Origin of the sequence: Brevundimonas sp., from assembly GCF_041648115.1 — a bacterium.
Lineage (GTDB): Bacteria > Pseudomonadota > Alphaproteobacteria > Caulobacterales > Caulobacteraceae > Brevundimonas.
This window is the reverse complement of the sequence record NZ_JBAZPR010000013.1, coordinates 17,742-39,489: the sequence shown is the minus strand read 5'-3', so window position 1 is coordinate 39,489 and position 21,748 is coordinate 17,742. Positions and strand designations below refer to the sequence as shown.

General features: G+C 65.4%; 14 protein-coding genes. 11 read left to right on the top strand and 3 right to left on the bottom strand.

Translation table 11 applies throughout. From position 1 onward, the window contains the following. Nucleotides 1-57 precede the first annotated feature (57 nt). From WC597_RS12820 to WC597_RS12810, 3 genes are read left to right on the top strand one after another with little or no spacing between them, the layout of a single operon-like run. Nucleotides 58-1,053: an SPFH domain-containing protein gene (locus tag WC597_RS12820; protein WP_372693731.1), complete on the top strand. Its 996-nt coding sequence runs from the start codon at nucleotides 58-60 to the stop codon at nucleotides 1,051-1,053. A 17-nt stretch (nucleotides 1,054-1,070) separates the two neighbouring features. Then, entirely contained in the window at nucleotides 1,071-1,529 is a 459-nt protein-coding gene (locus WC597_RS12815) for an NfeD family protein (protein WP_372693729.1), read from the top strand. A gap of 31 nt (nucleotides 1,530-1,560) precedes the next feature. Then, nucleotides 1,561-2,958 (top strand): MFS transporter, encoded by a 1,398-nt coding sequence (locus WC597_RS12810; protein WP_372693727.1) that lies wholly within the window; start codon nucleotides 1,561-1,563, stop codon nucleotides 2,956-2,958. On the opposite strand, the gene rnhA is transcribed toward WC597_RS12810, so the two are convergent. Further along, on the bottom strand, nucleotides 2,955-3,407 hold the full coding sequence (gene rnhA, locus WC597_RS12805) for a ribonuclease HI (protein WP_372693725.1): 453 nt from the start codon (nucleotides 3,405-3,407) through the stop codon (nucleotides 2,955-2,957). The genes WC597_RS12810 and rnhA overlap by 4 nt on opposite strands. Nucleotides 3,408-3,517: 110 nt before the next feature. On the opposite strand from rnhA, the gene WC597_RS12800 reads away from it, so the two are divergent. Genes WC597_RS12800 through tatC form a run of 3 tightly spaced genes read left to right on the top strand, consistent with a single transcriptional unit; the run spans nucleotide 3,518 to nucleotide 5,222 of the window. Next, on the top strand, nucleotides 3,518-3,736 hold the full coding sequence (locus tag WC597_RS12800; protein WP_248116433.1) for a twin-arginine translocase TatA/TatE family subunit: 219 nt from the start codon (nucleotides 3,518-3,520) through the stop codon (nucleotides 3,734-3,736). 23 nt (nucleotides 3,737-3,759) lie between these two features. Continuing rightward, entirely contained in the window at nucleotides 3,760-4,335 is a 576-nt protein-coding gene (gene tatB / locus WC597_RS12795) for a Sec-independent protein translocase protein TatB (protein WP_372693723.1), read from the top strand. Beyond that, nucleotides 4,332-5,222: a twin-arginine translocase subunit TatC gene (gene tatC / locus WC597_RS12790; protein ID WP_372693721.1), complete on the top strand. Its 891-nt coding sequence runs from the start codon at nucleotides 4,332-4,334 to the stop codon at nucleotides 5,220-5,222. Before tatB ends, tatC begins: the two co-directional genes overlap by 4 nt. A 106-nt stretch (nucleotides 5,223-5,328) precedes the next feature. Here tatC and glnA read toward each other — a convergent pair whose 3' ends face one another. Beyond that, nucleotides 5,329-6,735: a type I glutamate--ammonia ligase gene (gene glnA, locus WC597_RS12785; RefSeq protein WP_372693719.1), complete on the bottom strand. Its 1,407-nt coding sequence runs from the start codon at nucleotides 6,733-6,735 to the stop codon at nucleotides 5,329-5,331. 83 nt (nucleotides 6,736-6,818) lie between these two features. After that, complete coding sequence (locus tag WC597_RS12780; RefSeq protein ID WP_008261682.1) at nucleotides 6,819-7,157, bottom strand: P-II family nitrogen regulator; 339 nt, start codon at nucleotides 7,155-7,157, stop codon at nucleotides 6,819-6,821. Nucleotides 7,158-7,271: 114 nt separating this feature from the next. Between WC597_RS12780 and WC597_RS12775 the strand changes: the two genes are divergently transcribed. From WC597_RS12775 to WC597_RS12755, 5 genes are all read left to right on the top strand, one after another. Continuing rightward, on the top strand, nucleotides 7,272-8,093 hold the full coding sequence (locus WC597_RS12775) for an NAD(P)H-hydrate dehydratase (RefSeq protein WP_372693716.1): 822 nt from the start codon (nucleotides 7,272-7,274) through the stop codon (nucleotides 8,091-8,093). Between the two features lie 213 nt (nucleotides 8,094-8,306). After that, nucleotides 8,307-16,511, top strand: a complete 8,205-nt coding sequence (locus WC597_RS12770) for an Ig-like domain-containing protein (RefSeq protein ID WP_372693714.1) — start codon at nucleotides 8,307-8,309, stop codon at nucleotides 16,509-16,511. Then, the gene (locus tag WC597_RS12765) at nucleotides 16,508-17,785 is read left to right on the top strand and encodes a TolC family protein (RefSeq protein ID WP_372693712.1); all 1,278 of its coding nucleotides are present in this window, start codon (nucleotides 16,508-16,510) and stop codon (nucleotides 17,783-17,785) included. Before WC597_RS12770 ends, WC597_RS12765 begins: the two co-directional genes overlap by 4 nt. Then, on the top strand, nucleotides 17,785-19,911 hold the full coding sequence (locus tag WC597_RS12760; RefSeq protein ID WP_372693711.1) for a type I secretion system permease/ATPase: 2,127 nt from the start codon (nucleotides 17,785-17,787) through the stop codon (nucleotides 19,909-19,911). The genes WC597_RS12765 and WC597_RS12760 overlap by 1 nt, the downstream gene beginning before the upstream one ends. Continuing rightward, nucleotides 19,904-21,094 carry an HlyD family efflux transporter periplasmic adaptor subunit gene (locus tag WC597_RS12755; protein WP_372693709.1) on the top strand — a complete coding sequence of 397 codons (1,191 nt, stop codon included), beginning with the start codon at nucleotides 19,904-19,906 and terminating at the stop codon, nucleotides 21,092-21,094. Before WC597_RS12760 ends, WC597_RS12755 begins: the two co-directional genes overlap by 8 nt. The last annotated feature ends 654 nt before the right edge of the window (nucleotides 21,095-21,748 follow it).

The window sequence follows — 21,748 nt, the reverse complement described above, 5'->3', positions numbered from 1 at the left end:
TTTCTATGGCGCCGCTCGCGTCCAGCGCGTAGGCTGACCGCCTCAGGGAGGATCTGAATGGACGTCACCACCATATTCGCCGGCGTAGTGTTGCTTCTCGCCATCGTGCTCTTGATCAGCGTGATCAAGATCGTGCCGCAAGGGCGTGAATTCACGGTCGAACGCTTCGGCAAATACACCAAGACGCTGAGCCCCGGCATCGGCTTCCTGACCCCGTTCGTGGAGCGGGTCGGTCGCCGCATGAACATGATGGAGCAGGTACTGGACGTCCCGACCCAAGAGGTCATAACTAAGGACAACGCCATGGTGAAGGTCGATGCGATTGTGTTCATTCAAGTGATGAACGCCTCGGCGGGCGCTTACCGGGTCGAGAACCTTCCTTACGCAATCACCCAGCTTTGCATGACCAACCTGCGAACGGTCGTCGGTTCAATGGAACTGGACGAGGTTCTTTTTCAACGCGATTCGATCAACACGCGATTGCTGACGGTCATCGACGCTGCGACGGAACCCTGGGGCGTCAAGGTCAACAGGATCGAGATCAAGGACCTTACTCCACCTGTCGACATCACGAACGCCATGGCTCGCCAGATGAAGGCGGAGCGTGAAAAGCGCGCCATCATCACTGAGGCGGAGGGCGAGAAACAGGCCGCGATCGCGCGCGCCGAAGGCGCCAAACAGGCCGCCATTCTTCAGGCCGAAGGCCGCAAGGAAGCCGCTTTCCGCGACGCCGAGGCTCGTGAACGCGAAGCCCAGGCGGAAGCAAAAGCGACCGCCATGGTGTCGGAAGCCATCGCGCGCGGCGACGTGAACGCCATCAACTACTTCATCGCCCAAAAGTACGTCGAAGCCTTCGCCGAACTGGCCCGCAGCCCGCAGCAGCGCACCGTCATCGTGCCTGCGGAAATGGGCGCCCTGGTCGGCACCATCGCCGGCATCGGCGAGATGGTCGGCCTGGCCAAGAACCAGAATTCCGGCGACGCTACGACGCCGCCGGTCCGTCCCGCACCGCCGCGTCGCCCTGCGGGCGGCGCTGTCCCACCCTCGGCCTGATCGAAGGACGCTGACCGATGATGTCGCTCGCTGATCTCTATACCAGCCAGCCGTTCTGGATCTGGCTGGCTATCGGGGTTCTGCTGCTGGCGGTCGAGGCGATGTTCTCCACCGAATGGCTGCTGTGGCCCGCCGTTTCGGCCGGTGTCGTCGCGGTGATGACGGCTGCGGGCGTGCGGCTGGGTTTGCCCGGTGAGGTAGCCGTCTTCGCCGTTCTCACGGTGATCGCTACGCTTTTGTCTCGTCGACTGATCGCCAAGGCCAACCCTGCCGGTCCCGACATCAACGATCGCGACAGCCGTCTGATCGGCCAGCGGGCGCGGGTGGTCGAGGCATTCGTTTCCGGGCGCGGCCGCGTCTTCATCTCGGGCGCCGAATGGCCGGCCGAGGTCGAGGGCGAAGCGCCGGTGGAGGGGCAGGACGTCGTGGTGATGCGCATCACCGGGTCTTTATTGACGGTCCAATCCCCCGTCTGAAACGACGCGGCCCGAGAGGCGTTCGTCAGGAATGACAGCCAACCAGAACGCCGCTTCGGACGGTCTGCCCACGCCTAGGCGCTATTGGGCCATCGTGTCCATCGGCCTGGGGATCACCCTGGCAGTCCTGGACGGGGCCATCGCCAATGTCGCCCTGCCGTCCATCGCACAGGATCTGCAGGCGTCGTCGGCGGCTTCGATCTGGATCGTCAACGCCTATCAGATCGCCATCGTCGTCGCGCTTCTGCCGCTCGCGTCGCTGGGCGAGATCGTCGGCTATCGACGGGTGTCACAGGCGGGGCTGGCCGTCTTCACCCTTGCGTCCATCGCCTGCGTCTTCGCCAACTCCATCGAGGCGCTGAGCCTTGCTCGCGTGATCCAGGGCTTTGGCGCGGCGGGCATCATGAGCGTGAACGGCGCCTTGGTGCGGTTCACCTATCCACAGAGCCTGCTGGGTCGCGCTGTCGGCATCAACGCCGTTATCGTGTCCTTGGCGGCGGCGGCCGGGCCGACCATCGCAAGCGCCATCCTGTCCGTCGGGCACTGGCGCTGGCTGTTTGCGCTGAACATACCCATCGGGCTGTTGGCCGTGTCGCTGGCCGGGTTCACCTTGCCGCACAATCCGCTGCACAAGCGCCAGCTGAACTGGACCGGGGCGGCGTTGAATGCGGCGGCGTTCGGCCTGGTCATCACCGGGTTGCAATCCTTGGCGCATGGCGAGGCGGCCGTGTTGGGGTTTGGCCTGACTGGGGCAGGATTGGCAGCGGGTGTGCTGCTGATTCGCCACGAGCGGTCGCGGGCGTCGCCTTTGATCCCGCTGGACCTGCTGGCGCGGCCGATGTTCAGCCTATCGGTGGCGACCTCCATCATTTCCTTCACGGCGCAGATGATGGCCTTCGTGGCCTTGCCTTTCTTTCTTCAGGGATCGCTGCGACTGACGGCGGTCGAGACGGGCCTGTTGATGACGCCCTGGCCGCTGGCGACTATGTTCGCAGCCCCTCTGGCCGGTTATCTGTCGGATCGATACTCGGCGGGCGTTTTGGGGGCGATCGGGCTGAGCGTCTTCGCCTGCGGCCTGATGGCGCTGAGCTTCCTCAATGCTGAGTCGAGCCATTTCGATATCGTGTGGAGAATGGCCGTCTGCGGCGCGGGCTTCGGCTTCTTCCAGTCGCCGAATAACCGCGCCATGCTGTCCGAAGCGCCGCGAGAGCGGGCAGGGGCGGCGGGCGGAACCCTCGGCATGGCGCGCGTCGTTGGACAGTCGCTGGGCGCCGTCGTTGTCGCCTTCCTGCTGTCGGCGGCACCGGTCTCCGGCGTGGCGCACGGTTTTCAGATCGCGGCGGTCACCGCCCTGTTCGGCGCGGTGATGAGCGGATCGCGCGTACGGCGGCGTCCGGCTGAGCCGGAAAAGGAAGTCGAGGCGGTCTAACGTCTCTTCAGATCCACCACGCCGCGATTCGCGAGCTGATCGGCTCGCTCGTTCAATTCGTGACCCGCGTGACCCTTCACCCACCGCCATTTGACGTCGTGGCGCAGGCGGGCTGTGTCCAGGCGTTGCCACAGGTCAGCGTTCTTGACGGGCTTCTTGTCGGCGGTCAGCCAGCCCCGCGCCTTCCAGCCGCGCATCCATTCGGTAATTCCCTGCATGACGTATTTGCTGTCGGTATGCAGTTCGATCTTGCAGGGTCGTTTCAGGGCTTCAAGCGCCATGATGGCGGCCATCAGCTCCATACGGTTGTTGGTGGTGTTGGCTTCGCCGCCCCACAATTCCTTTTCGTGACCGCCGCCGGTTTGGAGCAATGCGCCCCAGCCGCCCGGGCCCGGATTGCCCTTGCAGGCGCCGTCAGTGTGGATGATGACGTGATCGGAGAGACTCATGGTCGCGCAGACCTACAGCGTCCCTTGGCGTGGGGCCATCACTGCGCCTATATGCGGATCGAAGAATAGTGGATGGGATCGGATGACCGGTCCCCGCGAGGAGATTAGCCATGGGCTCCATGAGCATCTGGCATTGGGCCATCGTCATTGTCGTCGTCGCGCTGCTGTTTGGCGGCCGGGGCAAGCTGTCAGGTATCATGGGCGACGCGGCCAAGGGCATTCGCGCGTTCAAGGACGGCCTGAAGGACGAAGACAAGAAGGACGGCCCGCACGAGGGCGTCAGCTCGCTGCCGCGCACCGAGGCGGAAAAGGAAGAGCTGAAGCGCTAGTCGTCGTCTGTAAGGGCTGACGCATGGGCGGGCTCGGCCCCGGTATCGGGGGCTTCGAATTAGTGGTGATCGGTCTGGTGGCCCTGCTTGTCGTGGGGCCAAAGGATCTGCCTGTTCTGATGCGTCGCGTCGGCCAGATGGTCGCCAAGGCGCGCTCCATGGCCAACGAGTTCCGTTCCAGCTTCGACGAGATGGCGCGTCAGTCCGAGCTGGACGACCTGCGTAAGGAGGTCGAGGCGCTGCGGACGGGGCAGGGGGCCATGTATCCCCTGGGCGCGGAGGCGGACGCCGCCTTCAAGGACATCAACGCAGGACTGACAGCGCCGACGCCCACGGCCGCACTGCCTGCGCCCGAGCCGGAGGTTCCGGTCATGACGCCGGCCGCCGACGAATGGCCCGACACGCCGACGCCCGTCGAGCCCATGGTGGAGACGAAGCCCAAACGGGCCGCTGCGAAGGCGAAACCGGCGACGACGGCCAAGCCCTCGACGACTGAGCCACGCGCAGCGGCCAAGCCCAAGGCGGCGCCCCCGGCCGCCAAGACAAGGCCTGCCACCGCCAAGCCCAAGACTCCGCGCAAGAAAGCCGCTGACCTGTGACGTCTCCTGATCGTGACGAGGCCGAGATCGAGGCGTCGCGCGCGCCCTTGATGGATCACCTGATCGAGCTGCGTGGGCGACTGCTGATCTGCGTCGTGGCTTTCTTCCTGGCGTTCATCCTGTGCTTCGCCTTCGCGAATCAGATCCAGATCGCCCTGATCAAACCCTATCAGGCGGCGGTGGCGGTTCACGCTGCGGCCATGGCGTCGGGCGGTCACGCCAATCCTCTCGAACTGATCGCGGTGATGACGGGGCTGAAACCCTATCCGCCGGGCAGCGCCGCCGTCGTCCAACTGATCGCCACGGCGCCGCTGGAACAGCTGTTCACCAAGATGAAGATCGCGGCCTTCGGCGCGGCCGTCCTGACCTTCCCGGTCATGGCCTGGCAGATGTATCGCTTCGTCGCGCCGGGCCTTTATCGCAACGAGCGCGGGGCCTTCCTGCCGTTCCTGATCGCCGCGCCGGTCATGTTCTGCCTGGGCGGAGCGCTGGTCTATTATGTCATGCTGCCCTTCGTCATGCTGTTCTCGTTGAGCCAGCAGGTAGCCAGCGACGGCATTTCCGTGGCCCAGACGACCAAGATTTCCGACTATCTCAGCCTGGTGACATCGCTGCTGCTGGCCTTTGGCCTGTGCTTCCAGTTGCCGGTCGTCACGACCCTGTTGGGCCTGGCCGGGCTGATCAACTCAAAGGTCATGGCGTCGGGTCGCCGCTACGCCATCGTCGCCGTGGTAGTGGTCGCCGCCGTGGTCACGCCGCCGGATCCGATCAGCCAGCTGATGCTCGCAATACCGCTGGTCATCCTCTACGAGGTGTCGATCTGGTGCGTGCGACTGATCGAGTTGCGCCGCAAGAAGGCCGACGATCTGGAAGCCGAACTCGCCTGAACTGCCGAATACGGCGGCCTATCGTCTAACCCAGCTTCGATGTGTGCGGACATGAAAAGGGCCGGGGATTGCTCCCCGGCCCTTTGTCGTAACTGTGATCTATCGATCAGCAGCTATAGTACATGTCGAACTCGACCGGGTGCGGGTGCAGTTGCAGACGCATCACCTCTTCCATCTTCAGCTCGATGTAGCTGTCGATGAAATCGTCATCCATGACGCCGCCCTTCTTGAGGAAGGCGCGGTCCTTGTCGAGGTTTTCGAGGGCTTCACGCAGCGAGCCGCAGACCTCGGGGATGGAGCCGCGCTCTTCCGGCGGCAGGTCGTAGAGGTTCTTGTCGGCGGGCGCGCCCGGATCGATGCGGTTCTCGATCCCGTCCAGACCGGCCATCAGCAGGGCGACGAAGGTCAGATAGGGGTTGCCCATCGGGTCGGGGAAGCGGGCTTCCAGACGCTTGGCCTTGGGCGACGAGACGTGCGGGATACGGATTGAGGCCGAGCGGTTGCGGGCCGAATAGGCCAGCTTGACCGGGGCTTCATAGCCGGGGACCAGACGCTTGTAGCTGTTGGTGGTCGAGTTGGCGAAGGCGTTGATGGCCTTGGCGTGCTTGATGATGCCGCCAATGTACCACAGGCATTCCTGCGACAGGCCGGCGTACTGGTCGCCGGCGAACTGGGGCTTGCCGTCCTTCCAGATCGACATGTGGACGTGCATGCCCGAGCCGTTGTCCGCGAACATCGGCTTGGCCATGAAGGTCGCCGACTTGCCATAGGCGGCGGCGACGTTGTGGATCACGTACTTATAGAGCTGCAGGCGGTCAGCCATGGTCAGCAGGTCCGAGAACTTGAGACCCAGTTCGTGCTGGGCCGGCGCCACCTCGTGGTGGTGCTTCTCGGGCTGAAGGCCCAGGTCGCGCATGACGCCCAGCATTTCGCCGCGCAGGTCCTGGCCCGAATCGACCGGGTTGACCGGGAAATAGCCGCCCTTGGCGCCGGGGCGGTGGCCCATGTTGCCTTCGGTGTATTCGGCGTTGGTGTTGGCCGGCAGTTCCGTCGAGTCATACGAATACGACGTGTTGTGCGGCTGGGTCGACCAGCGCACGTCGTCGAAGATGAAGAACTCGGCTTCCGGGCCGAAATAGACCACGTCGCCCACGCCCGACGATTGCACGTAGGACAGCGCCTTCTTGGCCATCGAGCGGCTGTCGCGGTTGTACGGCTCGTTGGTGTCCGGGTTCAGCACGTCGCAGAACAGGAACATCGTCTTCTGCTGGTAGAAGGGGTCGATATAGGCCGTGGTCAGGTCCGGCTTCAGCAGCATGTCGGACTCGTTGATGGCCTTCCAGCCGGCGATGGACGAGCCGTCGAACATCGTGCCTTCGTTCAGGAAGTCCTCATCGACCAGGTCGATATCGAAGGTGACGTGCTGCAGACGGCCGCGCGTGTCGGTGAAGCGGACGTCCACATACTGGACCTCCTCATCCTTGATCTGTTTGAGGATCTTGCTGGCGCTCATTCTCGGAAGTCCTGTTTCTTGGCGTTTGGGGAGGAAACCGGTCAACGACCCGAGGGGCCGAGGGCCGGGGAGGGTGGTCGAACTCAGACGGCCTGGGCTCCGGTCTCGCCGGTGCGGATACGGATCACCTCGGCGACATCGGACACGAAGATCTTGCCGTCGCCGATCTTGCCTGTGCGGGCCGAGGTCTGAATGGCCTCGACGACGGCGGGCGCGAGGTCGTCGGCGACGACCACCTCGATCTTGATCTTGGGCAGAAAGTCGATGACGTATTCGGCGCCGCGATACAGTTCGGAATGACCCTTCTGGCGACCATATCCCTTGGCCTCCAGCACAGTCATGCCTTGCACGCCCACGTCCTGGAGCGCCTCTTTGACGTCATCCAGCTTGAAAGGCTTGATGATGGCTTCGATTTTCTTCATGGCGACCCCTGAGCGGCGCACGGAATGCAGCGGCGCTCGGGCCCAAATGGGACACAGCAAGGGCGTTCAAAGCAAGCGATTTTCGCAGAAAAGCCACGGATAATCGGAACGCGGATGATAGAAACCAACGACCCGGCGATCTGGCGCAATTTTCTGCCTTGGCCGGGCGCGGAAACGCACAAGCATACGCGGGGCCGCTTGATCGTCGTGTCGGGAAAGGCGCATCAGACGGGCGCTGCGCGGCTTGCGGCAAGGGCCGGGCTGCGAATGGGCGCCGGCGTTGTGCGAATCCTGTGCCCGCCTGACGCCGTCGCCGTCATCGCGCCGGCGGTCCAGGCGATCATGCTGACGCCGTTCTCTTCACCTGAAGTCTTAGGTCGTGAAGCCGTCAGAAGCGACGCCGTCGTGATCGGACCGGCGGCAGGACTGGAAGACGCGACGATCGCCAACATCCAGGCACTGGCATTGAGCGGCGCTGTGATGGTGATCGACGCCGACGGCCTGTCGGTGTTCAAGGGCCGAACCGCCGAACTGTTCGCCGTCCTGGATTGCGACGACATCCTGACGCCGCACGAGGGCGAGTTCGAGCGGCTGTTCCCAGGCCTGCTGGCCCAAGGCCGCGAAGCCGCCGCCATCGAAGCCGCGCGCCTGACCCAGGCAACCATCGTCCTGAAAGGCGCTCAGACGATCATCGCGTCAACTGACGGACGCGTCCGTCGAAACGAGAACGGCTCGGCCTGGCTGGCGACGGCAGGAACCGGCGATGTCCTGGCCGGGATGATCGGCGGACTGGCGGCCCAGCGCATGGACAGTTTCGATGCGGCGTGCGCGGCGGTCTGGATCCATTCCGATGCGGCGGAGCGTTTTGGGCCAGGATTAACCTCTGAAGATCTCGGTGATGTCCTCCCAAAGGTACTATCGTCATTGCTCCGATAGCTGCATTGGACAAATTTGGCGCTAAGAAATGTTTCCTGAACATTAACGACGGCAGCCGTACCGATCCTCAGTATTCCTACCGAAGACGGCTGGAAGAAGCCCTGACCAAATGAGGTTGGGAGCCTTCCCGTTGCTGTTCACGCGGTAATGGGTCCGACGCGCCAGCGGACGGATATTGCGAAGGTTTCTCGACCTGATGGGAGAGGGAAGCCAATGCAAGACGCCGCAGCCAAGCCGCTCGATATCGCCGCCAAACTTACGCAGGATCCTCGTGAGGCCCGGTCCGCGCCGGTGATGGAGGCCAGGGGCGTTCTGGATGTTAGCCAGGCGAAGGATGTCTACCTCGATCTTGACGCGTCGGACGTTGCGAGCCTGACTCGCAAGGGCGGTGATCTGGTTCTGATGACCGCCGACGGACAGATGCTGCGTCTCGAGGGGTTCTTCGACGGCGTGTCGGTGCGCAAGCTTTTCCTCGAAAGCGATGATGATCGGCAGGTGTTGGTCGAAACTGCGACCGCCGCCTCGGATGGTCCGCTGACGCTGGCGTTCTCCCCTCAACCCGAACTGTCGCCCTTCGTCAGTCTGACGGATACCAGCGCTGCAGGCGCGGCGGGTGGAGGCATGGGGGCGGGCGTCCTTCTGGGCGGTCTGGCAGGCGTGGCCGGCTTGGCCGCCGCTGCGGGTGGAGGCGGTAGTGGTGGCGGAGGTGGCGGATCGGTATCGCCGCCCGCGCCTCCCGCTGACACGACCCCGCCGGTCGCGGCCACCAATCTGGTTTTCAATGCGTCCGGATCGACATTGTCCGGATCGGGTGAGGCGGGGACGACCGTAACCGTGCGCAACGCGGCCGGCGTGGTGATCGGCACAGGGACCGTTGCGGCGAACGGGACCTTCACCGTCATCCTGCAAACGCCTTTGACCAATGGCGAGCCTGTGACGGTCGCCCTGACCGATACTGCGGGAAATGTGTCTCCCAACGTTGGAGCGACCGCGCCGGATCTGACCGCGCCCGTAGCGCCGGGACAGGTGGATGTCTCAGATAATGGCGGTGCGGTCACCGGCACCGGCGAGCCGGGCGCCAAGGTGACGGTCACGGGGCCGGGCGGCGACACCATCGGCGCGGGCGTGGTGGGGGCGGACGGGACTTTCACGGTCGTGATCCAGCCCGCTCTGACCAATGGCGAGCCTGTTTCGGTGACCCTTACAGATGGAGCGGGAAATACGTCGTCGCCGGTGACGGTCGCCGCGCCGGATCTGACCGCGCCCGTGGCGCCGGGACAGGTGGATGTCTCGGACAATGGCGGGGCGGTCACCGGCACGGGCGAGCCGGGCGCCAAGGTAACGGTCACGGGGCCAGGCGGCGGCACGATCGGCACGGGCGTGGTGGCGGCGGATGGTAGCTTCACGGTCGCGATCCAGCCGACTTTGACCAACGGCGAAACGGTTCGCGTGACCCTGGCGGATGCGGCAGGAAACACCTCTCCCGCCGTGACGGCGGATGCGCCCGACACGACCGCACCGGCGGCGCCGTCGGGTCTGACCATCAGCGATGACGGGACGTCGATCTCGGGTTCGGGCGAGGCCGGGGCGACCGTCACCGTTCGCGGACCCGGTGGTCAGGTCGTGGCGACGGGTACGGTAGGCGCGGGCGGGGGCTTCACTCTGCCGTTGACGCCGCCGCTTGGTAACCAGGAAACGGTGGTCGCCGCCCAGACCGACGCTGCGGGCAATGTTTCGCCGAATGCGACCGCGACGGCGCCTGACCTGGTTTTGCCGGGAGGTCCTCAGGGGCTCGATGCGCCGACCGTTCTGATCGGCGAGGCGGCGGACGGCGTCAACGCCGTGGAGCTGTCCAACGGCATTCAGGTGCGTGTCATCCTGACGCCGGGAACCCAGACGGGCGACCGCATCGTCCTGACGGTGACGGGATCCGACGGCGTCAGCGTGCAGCACATCGTCACGGTTCAGGACATCGAAGGGGGGGCGGCCGTTCTGGTCCTGCCCGCAACCCTGGCCGACGGCGCCTATACGGTGACGGCGGTGATCGACGACGGCGCGGGCAAGGCCTCTGCACCTTCGGTCGCCGTGGGTTTCCTGGTGGATACGACGACACCCGCGCCTGTCATCGTGACGGCGAACGGCGCTGGAGCGTCTGGCAGCGCCGAGGCTGGCGCGACGGTCGTCCTGTTGGGAGCAGATGGCGCGCCGATCCTGACGACGGGCGGAACGCCGATTTCCGTGGTCGTGGCGGCCGATGGGACGTGGACCGTTCCGGGGGCGACGGTTCCTGGCGGGCTGGATGGCTTTCAGGGCTCGGTTCGGGCGACAGATCCGGCGGGAAACACGGCGTCGACCACCCTCGGGCCGATCGACGGATCGACCCCCGTCCCGGTCATCACGGGCGCAAACGGACTGGGTATTCAAGGCACGGGCGAGGCCGGCGCGACGATCGTCTTGCTGAACGATGACGGCACAGCCGTTCAAGGCCCCGGCGGGCTTCCCGTGACGGCGGTCGTGGCCGCCAATGGCGTATGGACCATTCCGGCGTCTGCGGTGCCCGGCGGGTTGAACGGATTCGAAGGGGCCGTTCGAGCGACGGATCCCGCGGGCAATACCGCCCAGGCGGACGTCGGCCCGATCGATGGGTCGGTGACCCTTTCGATCAATATCGATCCTGTCACCGGCGACAATCTGATCAACCTGGCCGAGGCGAATGCTGCGACGGTCGCGGTGACGGGCTCGGTCTTCGGCGACTTCACGACGGGCGCCGTGGTCACGGTTACCCTGTCGAAAGGCGCCAGCCGGATCGCGACCCTGGACGCCAATGGCGTATGGGCGACTGCCTTTACAGGCGCAGAGCTGGCGGCCTCGACCTCTGTCACCGTGTCGGTCGTCGCCGCCGACATATCGGGCAATCCGATCTCGGTCATGGACGCCCAGCCTTACGGCGTGGATATCACGCCGCCGTCCGCTCCGATCATCGTCGGAGCCAATGGAGCCGGCATCCGGGGCACGGCGGAAGCGGGCGCAACGATCACCCTGCTGGATGCGGGCGGCGCTCCCGTGACCAACAGCGCGGGTGTCGTCATCAGGGTGGTTGCCGACGCCAACGGCGCCTGGACCCTGCCGGGCGCGAGCGTGCCGGGCGGGTTGAACGGCTTCATCGGTTTCGTCAGCACGACCGATCCGGCTGGAAACAGTGCGGCTTCACCCGTTGGACCCGTGGACGGGATCACGCAGCAACCGACCCTGACCCAGGCAAATGGCGTGGGCTTGGAAGGAACGGCCGAGGCGGGTGCGACCATCGTCCTCTTGGGCGCCAATGGCGCGCCTGTGCTGGATACGGCGGGCGCGCCGATCACCGTGCTGGCGAACGGTTCGGGGGCGTGGACGATCCCGGCCGCCAGCGTGCCGGGCGGGCTGAATGGCTTTACTGGCTCCGTTCAGGCCACCGACCTGGCGGGCAACAGCGCGGCCGGTGCGGTCGGACCGGTGGACGGCGTCACGCCGCCGCCGGTGATCGTCGCCGCAAATGGATCGGTCCTGACAGGCACTGCGGAAGGCGGGGCGACCCTGACCTTGTTGAATGCTGACGGAAGCCCTGTGCTGAGCGGCGGCGTCCCGGTGACGGTCGTGGTCTCGGCCGACGGAAACTGGTCGATCCCCAGCAGCGCCGTGTCCGGCGGATTGAACGGTTTCACCGGATCAGTCTCCGCAACCGATCCGGCGGGCAATACGGCGGCGACGCCGGTCGGACCGATCGATGGGACGGTCAATCTGACCCTGTCGATCGAAGCCGTGACGGCGGACAATGTTCTGAACGGGGCCGAAGCGGCTCAAGGCGGCGTGACTGTGCGCGGGGCGGCCCTGGGTGAGTTCGCGCCCGGCGACACGGTTCGGGTGCAACTGTCCACCGGCGTGTTCCAGACCGCGACCATCGGCGCCGGCGGCGTCTGGTCCGTGGTGTTCTCCGGCGCGGAATTGGCCGCCGCCAGCAGCGTGACCGCCTCGGCCACCGTTCGCGATACGGCGGGCAATACGACCACCGTGACGGATGTTCAGGCCTATGTCGTCGATCTGACGACGCCGGCGCCGGTGATCCTGATCGCGAACGGCCAAGGCCTTTCGGGGACCGCAGAGGGTGGGGCGACCATCGTCGTTCGGTCACCTGGCGGCATTCCAGTCGCGACGACGACGGCGGATGCGTCCGGCGCCTGGTCGATCCCCGCTTCGTCGGTCAATGCGTCGCTGAACGGCTTTACGGGTTCGGTTCAGGCGACGGACGCGGCGGGCAATACAGCCGCCACACCGATCGGTCCAATCGATGGCGCCGTCAACCTGAGCATCACCGTCAATGCCGTGACCGCGGACAATGTCATCAATATCGCGGAATCGGCCCAAGGCGCAGTGGCGGTGACGGGTGTGGTGGCCGGCGAATACCGTGTGGGCGACGCGGTTCTGGTGACCTTGGCGGACGGCTCCACCCAGAGCACGGTTCTGGGCGTCGGTGGGACCTGGAGCGTCAGCTTCGCGGGAGCCAATCTGGCGGCCTCGGCTGGCCTGACGGTGGCCGTCACGACCACGGACGCCGCAGGCAATACGGCGACCGTCAGCCAGCAACACGGCGTCGGTGTGGATACGCTGGCTCCGTCGGCGCCCTCGATCTCGGCCGCTGGGGCCGCAGGTCTGGCGGGCGCGGGCGAAGGCGGCGCGACGATCCAGCTTTTGGACGGCGTGGGTAATCCTGTCGTTGGCGCATCAGGTCAGCCGATCACCGCCCAGGTCGGCTTGAACGGACAGTGGTCGATACCGGCGTCGGCCTTCCCCGGGGGAGCCGTTTCCAGCGGATTCTCCGGTCAGGTCAGGGCTGTGGATCCGGCTGGAAATGTGTCTGGCAGCACCCAAATCCCTGCGATCGATCTGACGCCGCCCGACGCGACGACGACCAGCGTTTTGATCGGCGTCATCGCGGGTGACGACATCGTCAACCTCGCCGAGTCGCAGTCGCCGGTCTCGGTCACCGGTCAGGTTTCCGGCGAGTTCCGCGCCGGGGATGTCGTGACGGTGACGGCGGGCGCAGCCTCAGTGTCCACAACGGTAGGGGCGGATGGCCGCTGGACGGCCGCCTTGCCGGGGTCGGCGCTGACGGGCGGCGCGGTCCAGGCTACGGTCCAGGCCAGCGACGCCGCCGGCAATATCGGCTCCATAACGGCCACGCGCGGCTATGTCGCCGATCTTGTCAGCCCCGGAGGCGCGACGGGAACGGATGCGCCTGTGCTGACGATCTCGGCGGCGGCGGATGGTCTGATCAATCCGGTCGAACTGGCAGCCGGCGTCGTCGCCAGCGTCGCTCTTACGCCATCGGCCCAGGCCGGGGACACGGTCACCCTGACCCTCACTGTCGGCGGGGTCGCACAGACGTTCAGCGCCGTTTTGAGCGCCGCGCAGGTGACGGCCGGACGTGTCGATCTTTCCCTGGGCTCGGGCCTGGCGGACGGCGCATACAGCGCTGTTGCCGTGATCCGCGACGCCGCCGGCAATGTGTCGGCGCCGTCGTCTGCCGTGGTCTTCAACGTCGATGCGATCGCCCTGTCCGTCAGCGGCGTTACGGCCTCGGTCGCTGAGACGGCTCTAGGTCTTGCCGCCACGGGCGTCATCGCCATCAATGGTGAAACGAGAAGCGCGACCATCGCGCTTCAGGCGCCGACCCAAGCGCTAACGTCCAAAGGTGTCGCTGTCACCTGGACGACCGAACCTTCGGGTGCGCTGGTCGGTTCGGCGGCAGGGCGCGAGGTCGTTCGCGCTACCGTGAACGCCTCCGGCGGTTACAGCGTCACTCTGCTGGACGGTGTGGACCATCCGGCCGGCGGCGGCGCCAATACGATCCAGCTTCCTATCGGAGTCGTCGTCACAGACAGCACAGGCTCTGCGACAGGAACCATCGCCCTGACCATCGTCGACGGCGCCCCGCAGATGGCGGCTCCGGTGTCGCTGACACCCGGCCAACCGGGGATCATCGTCGGCAGCCTGGTCCAGAGCTTCGGCGCGGACGGTGGAAGCCTGGCTTCCGTCACCATCGACGGGCGCGTCTTCACCTATAATGCCGCCACGGACACGGTTTCGGTGGGCGGTTCGTCGACCACGATCAGCGCCTATTCCGTGAATGACGGCGTCTTGTCGGCGACCACCCTGCGCGGCGAGGCCATCACTCTGGACTTCGCTACCGGCGCCTATCGCGTGGAGGTGACCGGCGTATCGTCCGGGCCAGCGACTGCTGCCGCTCCAGAAGTCGCCTTGGGGGGCGGGGAAGGATTGTTGGGACTGGTCAGCGCGGATGCCTTGGGTCTGATCCAGCTAGGAGAGCAGCAGTTCTTCGCCGCTTCGGATGCCAACAACAATATCACCGAAGTCGTGGTGCGCTACTCCGCTGCTGTGAGCATTGGCGCGCGGTTCTTCGGTTTCTCGACTGCGCTGGCGACGGAACTGGGCCTGGAGGTGACGCCGGCGAATACCAACTTCATTTCATCCTCGTCGCAGCTGACCATCAAGGCGATCGGCGGCAGTGAGATCGACAATCTGAAACTCAACGAGTTCCTTGGGTCGATCACGTTCGATGGAGGGCTGTCGAACCTTCTGAGCCTGAGCATCGGTCAATCGCTCAGCATTACGGCGACCGATGCCAATCAGACGGTGGTGCAGGAGGTGGAAACCAATCTGGCCGACCTAGGGGTGCTGGCCGGATTGCTGGGCAGCGCTGCGCCAAGCCAGATACTGAACGGTACGGCCGACGCCAATACGATCACGGCGTCCGATGTCGGGACGGGGGCGGCGCTGGATAACCGTCTCTACGGCTTCGACGGGGACGATACGCTGAATGGCGGGCTGGGCAACGATCTGTTGCGCGGCGGGCAGGGCGCCGACACGCTGAATGGCGGATCCGGTAACGACCTTCTTATCGGAGGGCGAGGCAACGATACCTTGAGCGGCGGAACAGGTCAGGACCTGTTCCGGTGGGAGCGCGGCGACGAAGTGACGGGCGCCGGGATCGCGGCGGACATCATCACGGACTTCGGTGCGTCTAGCCTCACGCTCGGCGGCGACGTCCTGGATCTGGCAGGACTGCTGCAGGGCGAAGGACGGATCGGGACCAATCCCGGCAACCTGACCAACTTCATCCATTTCCAGAAGGTCGGCGCCGACACCCTGATCCAGATCAGCACGACGGGCGGCTTCGTGGGTGGGTTCGGGTCTGCGACGGCCGGCGTGGCCAACCAGACGATCTTGTTGAGGGGCGTCGATCTGACTGCTGGGTTCGGTTCGGATCAGGCGATCCTGACCGATCTGCTGGAGCGGGGTAAACTGGTGGTCGATCAACTGACCGCGCCGGCCCCGACATCCGATGTCCTGACGATCGGCGGGGTGGCGGTCGATGGCGATGGTGACAACGGCGCGACCTCGCTGACCATCGATAGCTCGGGCGTACAGCCGGCGCCGGCCAATCCGGCCAATGTCGCGCCTGTGGTGGAAGCGCAGGCCGAGGCCCTGCTGGGCGTTCTCGGCCTGGGCGTTCTGGGCCTAAACCTGGGACAGCAGGATCTGTTGGCGGCGGACGCCAATGGCAATCTGAGCCGGGTCGAGGTCGAATATTCGCCGCTGGTCGCGTTGAACTTGTCGCCGTTGAGCTTCGGCTATTCGGCGGCGCTGGCGGCGTCGTTCGGTTATCAGGTTCAGGTGACGGAGTCTGCCGGTCTGCTCGGCATCGTCGCCCCGACGGCGCGGATCAGCGTCACAGCGCTGGACGGCGGCGTGCTGGACAATGCCGAGGTGAACCAGTTCCTGGCCACCGTCCATTTGACCGACACCTCCGGGGCCTTGCTGAGCAGCACGTTGCTTAGCGCAGGACTTCTGAACGCGCTGACCATCACCGCCGAGGACGCCCAAGGCCTGAGCAGTTCGGTGGTGGTCGGGTCTGTCGTGGACGTGAACCTGCTGAACAGCCTGGACGAAAACGGCAGCGCCACTCTGCTGAACGCAATCGTTTCGGCGGAAGCGACTGATGCGGATCAGGTTTCGATCTTGGATCATCACGCGACAGCCGGATGGACCAGTGACGACCTGGTGGCGGCGCCCCACGAGATCCAGACGTTCGGCAGGCCGGAAGGGCATTGGGACAGCGGTGGCGAAAGGGCAGAGGTCATACTGATCGACGACGGGATCGACCTGACGATCACTCAAGCCATGATCGCGGCCTTTGTCGAAGATCACCACGAGCTCAACATTCCCGGTGGACAGGCCGACGCCCTGAATGTCGCCGGCTCGGCCTTTTCGGGGGCGCCGGATACCGCGAGCTACATCGACATCGGCGCCATCGCGCCGGCGCCGATCTTCGACGAGGAGGCCGGTACGGTCCACGCATGAGGGTACGGGGGGAGCGGCTCCGGCGGCCCCTGGTCGCCGGAGCGATCGCAGGACTGTGCTGGGTCGCGACATCGGCCTGGGCCGGCGCGTCTCTGGACCAGGCGGTGCTGCAAGGCGTGCTGCGCCACCCTGAAGTCCAGGCGGCCGAGGCCGAGGTCGCCATGGCGACGACCGAAGTGGCAATGATCCGCAACGCCTATCTGCCCGCCGTGGGCGTGTCGGCGGGAACTACGGCGCCCGGCCTGGGCTATGACGTCAACCTGTCGCAGACGGTCTTCGACTGGGGTCAGACCAACAGTCAGGTGGATCAGAAACGGGCTCAGTTGGCGCGACAGCAGGCCAACCTTCAGGTCGTTCGAGACGATGTCGCGCTGGAGATCGTCGAGGTCTATCTGGATGTCGCCAGCCGCAGGGCGCAGCTTTCTCTCGTGGACAGCTATCTACAACGGCTGGAGGCCCTGTCTTCGATGGCTCAGACGCGGGTCGAGGGACGCTACTCCGACCAGGCCGAAACCGGCCGTGTCGCCCTGGCCGTCGCCACCACGACGGGCATGAAGGCGCGGCTGATGGGCGAGCTGGCGGATGCGACCAGTCACTACGCCCTGCTGGTTGGCGAACCATCGGACGGACTGCGTCTGCCAGACCCGCCGGAGTTTCTAGAGGCCCTGCGTAAGGACGGCGGGCTGGATGCGGCCATCGTGACGGCGCCGATCTATCGCCGCGCCAGGCTGGCCGTCCAGGCGGCGGACGCCGTAGTGCGCGAGGCCAAGGCGTCGCGGTTTCCCCGGCTGGCGGTGGAAGGATCGCTTCAGCGTCGCGAGATCGGCGGTCGCATGGTGGACGACAGCGCCGTGGGTCTGCGGTTGCGGTTCAACACCCAACAGGGCCTGTCCGCACTGCAAAGGCCCGCCTTGGAAGAACAGCGCTGCGCCGCCATCGCCCTGGAAGCCGAAAGCGTCGCACGCGATCTGAAGCGCACGGTGGAATCCCTCGCGGCGCAGGATGGCGCGCTTGATGGGCGGATCACGGCCCTGTCGGATCAGGCCGCTCAGTCGGAGGCGGTGCGAGAGGTCTATCGCGAGCAGTTCCTGGTCGGCCGGCGCGACATCCAGGATCTCGTCATCATGGAAGGCGAACATTTCGAGGCCGAACGCCAGGTGATCGAGCTGACCATCGACAGGCTGCGGCTTCAGTACCGCGCCGCCGCGCAACTGGGCCTGCTGACGCCCGCCCTGTCCGGTGACGAGATGCAGCAGCCGACGGAGATCTTCTGATGATGCAGGCCGAGCGGCGATCTGATCCATTGCGTGAGGGGCTCAGCCTGCTGGCCTTCGAACTGGGTCGTCCGGCGTCCGCAGCCCAGATCGGTGACGGTCTGCCGCTGGAGGACGGCCGTCTGCCGATCGAGCATATCCGCAAGGCCATGCGTCGCGCAGGCCTGTCGGCGCGAGCAGTCGCCGTGTCGGTCGACGAGGCGCCGCAAGGGCTTTTGCCCGCGTTGCTACTGATGGTTGACGGCGAAACCCGCGTCCTGATCTCGCGCGAGGGCGACGAGGCGGTGGTGTTGCTGCCGGAGACAGGCGGCGGGCAGGAGCGGGTCAGGCTGGACCTATTGCGCCAGGCGCATAACGGCCTGATCGTCTTCGCAAGGCCGGTCTACGAGGGCGACGACCGTGCGGGCGCCTACGCCAAACAGACGCCGCGCCACTGGCTGCGTGGGGCGGTGACGGAAAGCTGGCCTGCGTTCGTGGAGGTGGGGGTGTCGGCGGCCTTCGCCAACTTCCTGGCCATCGCCACCTCGCTGTTCGCGATGCAGGTCTATGACCGTGTGGTCCCGACCTCCAATTTCAACACCCTTTGGGTGCTGGCCAGCGGCGTGACGCTGGCGGTGGTGGCGGAGCTGTTACTGCGGCTGCTGCGCGCGCACCTGCTGGACGTTACGGGCAAGCGGCTGGATCTGAAGCTGTCGTCGCGCCTGTTCGAACAGGTGATGGCGATCCGGCTGTCGGCCAAGCCGGGATCGACCGGCGCCTTCAGCAGTCAGGTGCGAGAGTTTGAATCAATCCGGGAGTTCTTCACCGCCTCGACGGTCGCCGCCATTAGCGATGCGCCCTTCATCCTGGCCTTCATCGGGGTGATCGCCCTGTTGGGCGGCCCGGTCGCGCTGGCGCCGGCGGCCGCCGTTCTGCTGATGCTGATCCCGGCCTGGCTGTTGCAGAAGAAGCTGGGGGAGCTGTCGCGCGCCAATCTTCGGGAAGGCGCGGTGAAACAGGGACTGTTGCTGGAAACCGTCGACAATCTGGAGGCGGTCAAGGCGACGCGAGCGGAGGGGCGGAACCTGCGTCTCTGGGACATGCTGTCGGCGCAACTGGCGGAATCCGGCGCAAAGACGCGGTCGATTTCCACCACCCTCAGCTATTCGGCGGCGGCGGCCCAGCAACTGGCCTATGTCGGGGCCGTGGTGATCGGCGTCTATCAGATCGCCGCCGGCCACATGACCATGGGCGCGCTGGTGGCCTGCTCGCTGTTGGTGTCGCGCGCCATTTCTCCGACGGCGCAGTTCACCGGAATCCTCGCGCGCTGGCAGCATATCAAGATCGCGCTCGAAGGGCTGGATCAGTTGATGAGCGCGCCGGTCGAGCGGCCGGCGGACCGTCAGTTCACCCGTCGCCCAGACATTCGCGGGGCCTTCGTTTTGCAAGGGATCGAAGTGCGGCCAGCGCCGGATGCGGCGCCGATCCTGAACCTGCCTGCGCTGACGATCGCCGCCGGGGACCGTATCGCCATCATCGGCGGCAACGGGGCGGGCAAGTCCACCCTGTTGCGCATCCTGTCGGGCATCGGAGACCCTACTGCTGGACAGATATTGCTGGACGATGTCAGCCTGTCGCAGATCGAACCGTCGGACCGGCGCAAGGCCATCGGCTATCTGCCCCAGGATTCGGCGCTGTTTCACGGCACGCTTCGCGACAACCTGGCGCTGGACGGAGCGCGGCATGCGGACGCCGAACTTCTGGAGGCGCTTGATGCGGTTGGCCTGGGCGCCTTCGTGCGAGCGCATCCGCGCGGATTGGATCTGCCGATCATCGGCCCTCAGACGGTATCCGGCGGACAAAGACAGGCCATCGCCCTGGCGCGGCTGCTGCTCCAGGATCCTCGGATCGTGCTGATGGACGAGCCCACGGCGGCCTACGACCAGACCAACGAGCGGCGGGTGGTCGATTTCCTGAACGACTGGTCCAAGGGACGAACTGTCGTGGTGGCGACGCATCGGCGCGCCGTTCTGTCGCTGGCGAACCGGGTTCTGGCGCTGTCCGGCGGACGGCTGGCGGGCGACGGTCCCAATACGCCGATGCCAATCTCGACCGAAAATCCGAGCGTGAGGAAGATCCATGGCTGATTCTCTTCGGGTCGAACGGCGGCTGAGGCGGGCCCTGGCGGAAGGGCGCGACGGTGAGGCCCATCCCGCCGCGCGGCCTGTGCTATGGGTCTGCGTCGCCTTGGTCGCGGTCTTCGGCCTGTGGGCTTCTTGGGCGACGGTCGATGAGGTGGCGAGAGGCGAGGGGCGGGTGGTGCCCAGCAGCCGCGTTCAGGTGATCCAGAGCCTTGAAGGCGGGATCCTGCAGGACCTGCTGGTCAGGGAGGGGCAGATCGTCGAGGCAGGCCAGCCGCTGGCGCAACTGGACAGCAAGCGATTCGAATCCTCGACACTGGAGTCGGGCGCCCAGGTTACGGCCCTCAGTGCAGCGATCGCACGGCTGGAGGCCGAGGTGCTGGGCGCATCGACGATCGACTTTCCCGCCAGCATTTCACACAACGATCCGGTGATCGCGTCCGAGCAGGCGTTGTTCAGGGCGCGCAGGCAGAACCTGAACGCCACGCTGCAGGCCCTGGTGCAGGAGACGGCCTATTCGCGTCGTCAGCTGGAAATGGTTGAGCCGCTGGCGGCGCGAGGCGTCGTGAGCGAAGTCGAGGCTCTGCGGTTGGGCAAGGATATCGCGGGCTTGACCGGTCGCCAGACCGAGGTGCGAAACACCTATATGCAGGAAGCCTATGCCGAGCTGGCCGCGAAGAAAGCTGAGCTGGCCGCCCAATCGCAGATCTTCAATCAGCGACGCGATCAGCTGGATCGGACCCGGCTGGTCGCGCCGGTTCGTGCACGGGTCAACGACATACTGGTGACGACGCGCGGCGGGGTTCTTCAGCCCGGCGAGGCGATCATGAAGCTGACGCCCATCGACGATCAGTTGCTTGTCGAGGCGCGCGTCCTGCCGCGCGATGTCGCCTTCATCAGGCCGGGCATGCCGGCGCGGGTGAAGATCACGGCCTATGACTACACCGTCTATGGTGACCTTCCCGCCGTGGTCGAGCAGATCAGCGAGGATACGCTGGAAGAGGACACCCCGCGCGGCAAGGTCTCCTATTACAGCATCCTGGTGCGGACCGACCGCGCCTATCTGCAACGCAACGGCCAGAAGCTGCCCATCCGGCCCGGCATGGTGGCGGAAGTGGATGTGCAGTCGGGACAGAGGACGGTCCTCAACTACCTGCTGAAGCCGCTGATCAAGGCGCGTCTGACCTGAGCCCCATGTAGAACCTGGGGTGGAGCAAGGATTGGTACTGAGTAGCGGCCCGCATGACGCCATCGTCTGAAGGGACGAAACTCATGATGAGGCGTCGTCTCCATCCACTCCCCCGTGGAAAGCGTCGTCTTCGGGAAGGCGAGCCATCGTCTCCCCGGTTCCCTCAAGACGGCCATGCCGTTGTTCGGAGGCAGTATGGGCAGACGCGACACGACGAGAACGGAGATGCCGGAAGAGGCCTTTCTTGCGCTCAGGGGAGAGTTGCTAAGGGCGACCGCGATGCTGTCATGCGCGCAGACGCTTGATCTCGCGGACGTGCTTCACACGGTTATCCGGGCGCGGAAATCTCATCATTCGCCTCAATATGCCGAACGTGGCCCATGCGACGAGAGATTCAGTTTTGAACATTGATTGTCGAGCGAACGCTTCTGCCCGAAGCGGCTCGTTCTGACGAGTTCGGCATCAACCCACAGTTTTGAGACGGAAGATTGACCGCGGGCACGTCGCGGCTAAACCTGTGATTTCAAGCGTTGCTGCACTCAACCCAATCCATGTTAATTTTTATGATCTGGCCTATGTTATTGTGACGGATCGCTGACCGGCTATTCGGGCTTTGGCGACAGAGAGTTCTTTGTGCTCCCGCCCTGTTGCGGA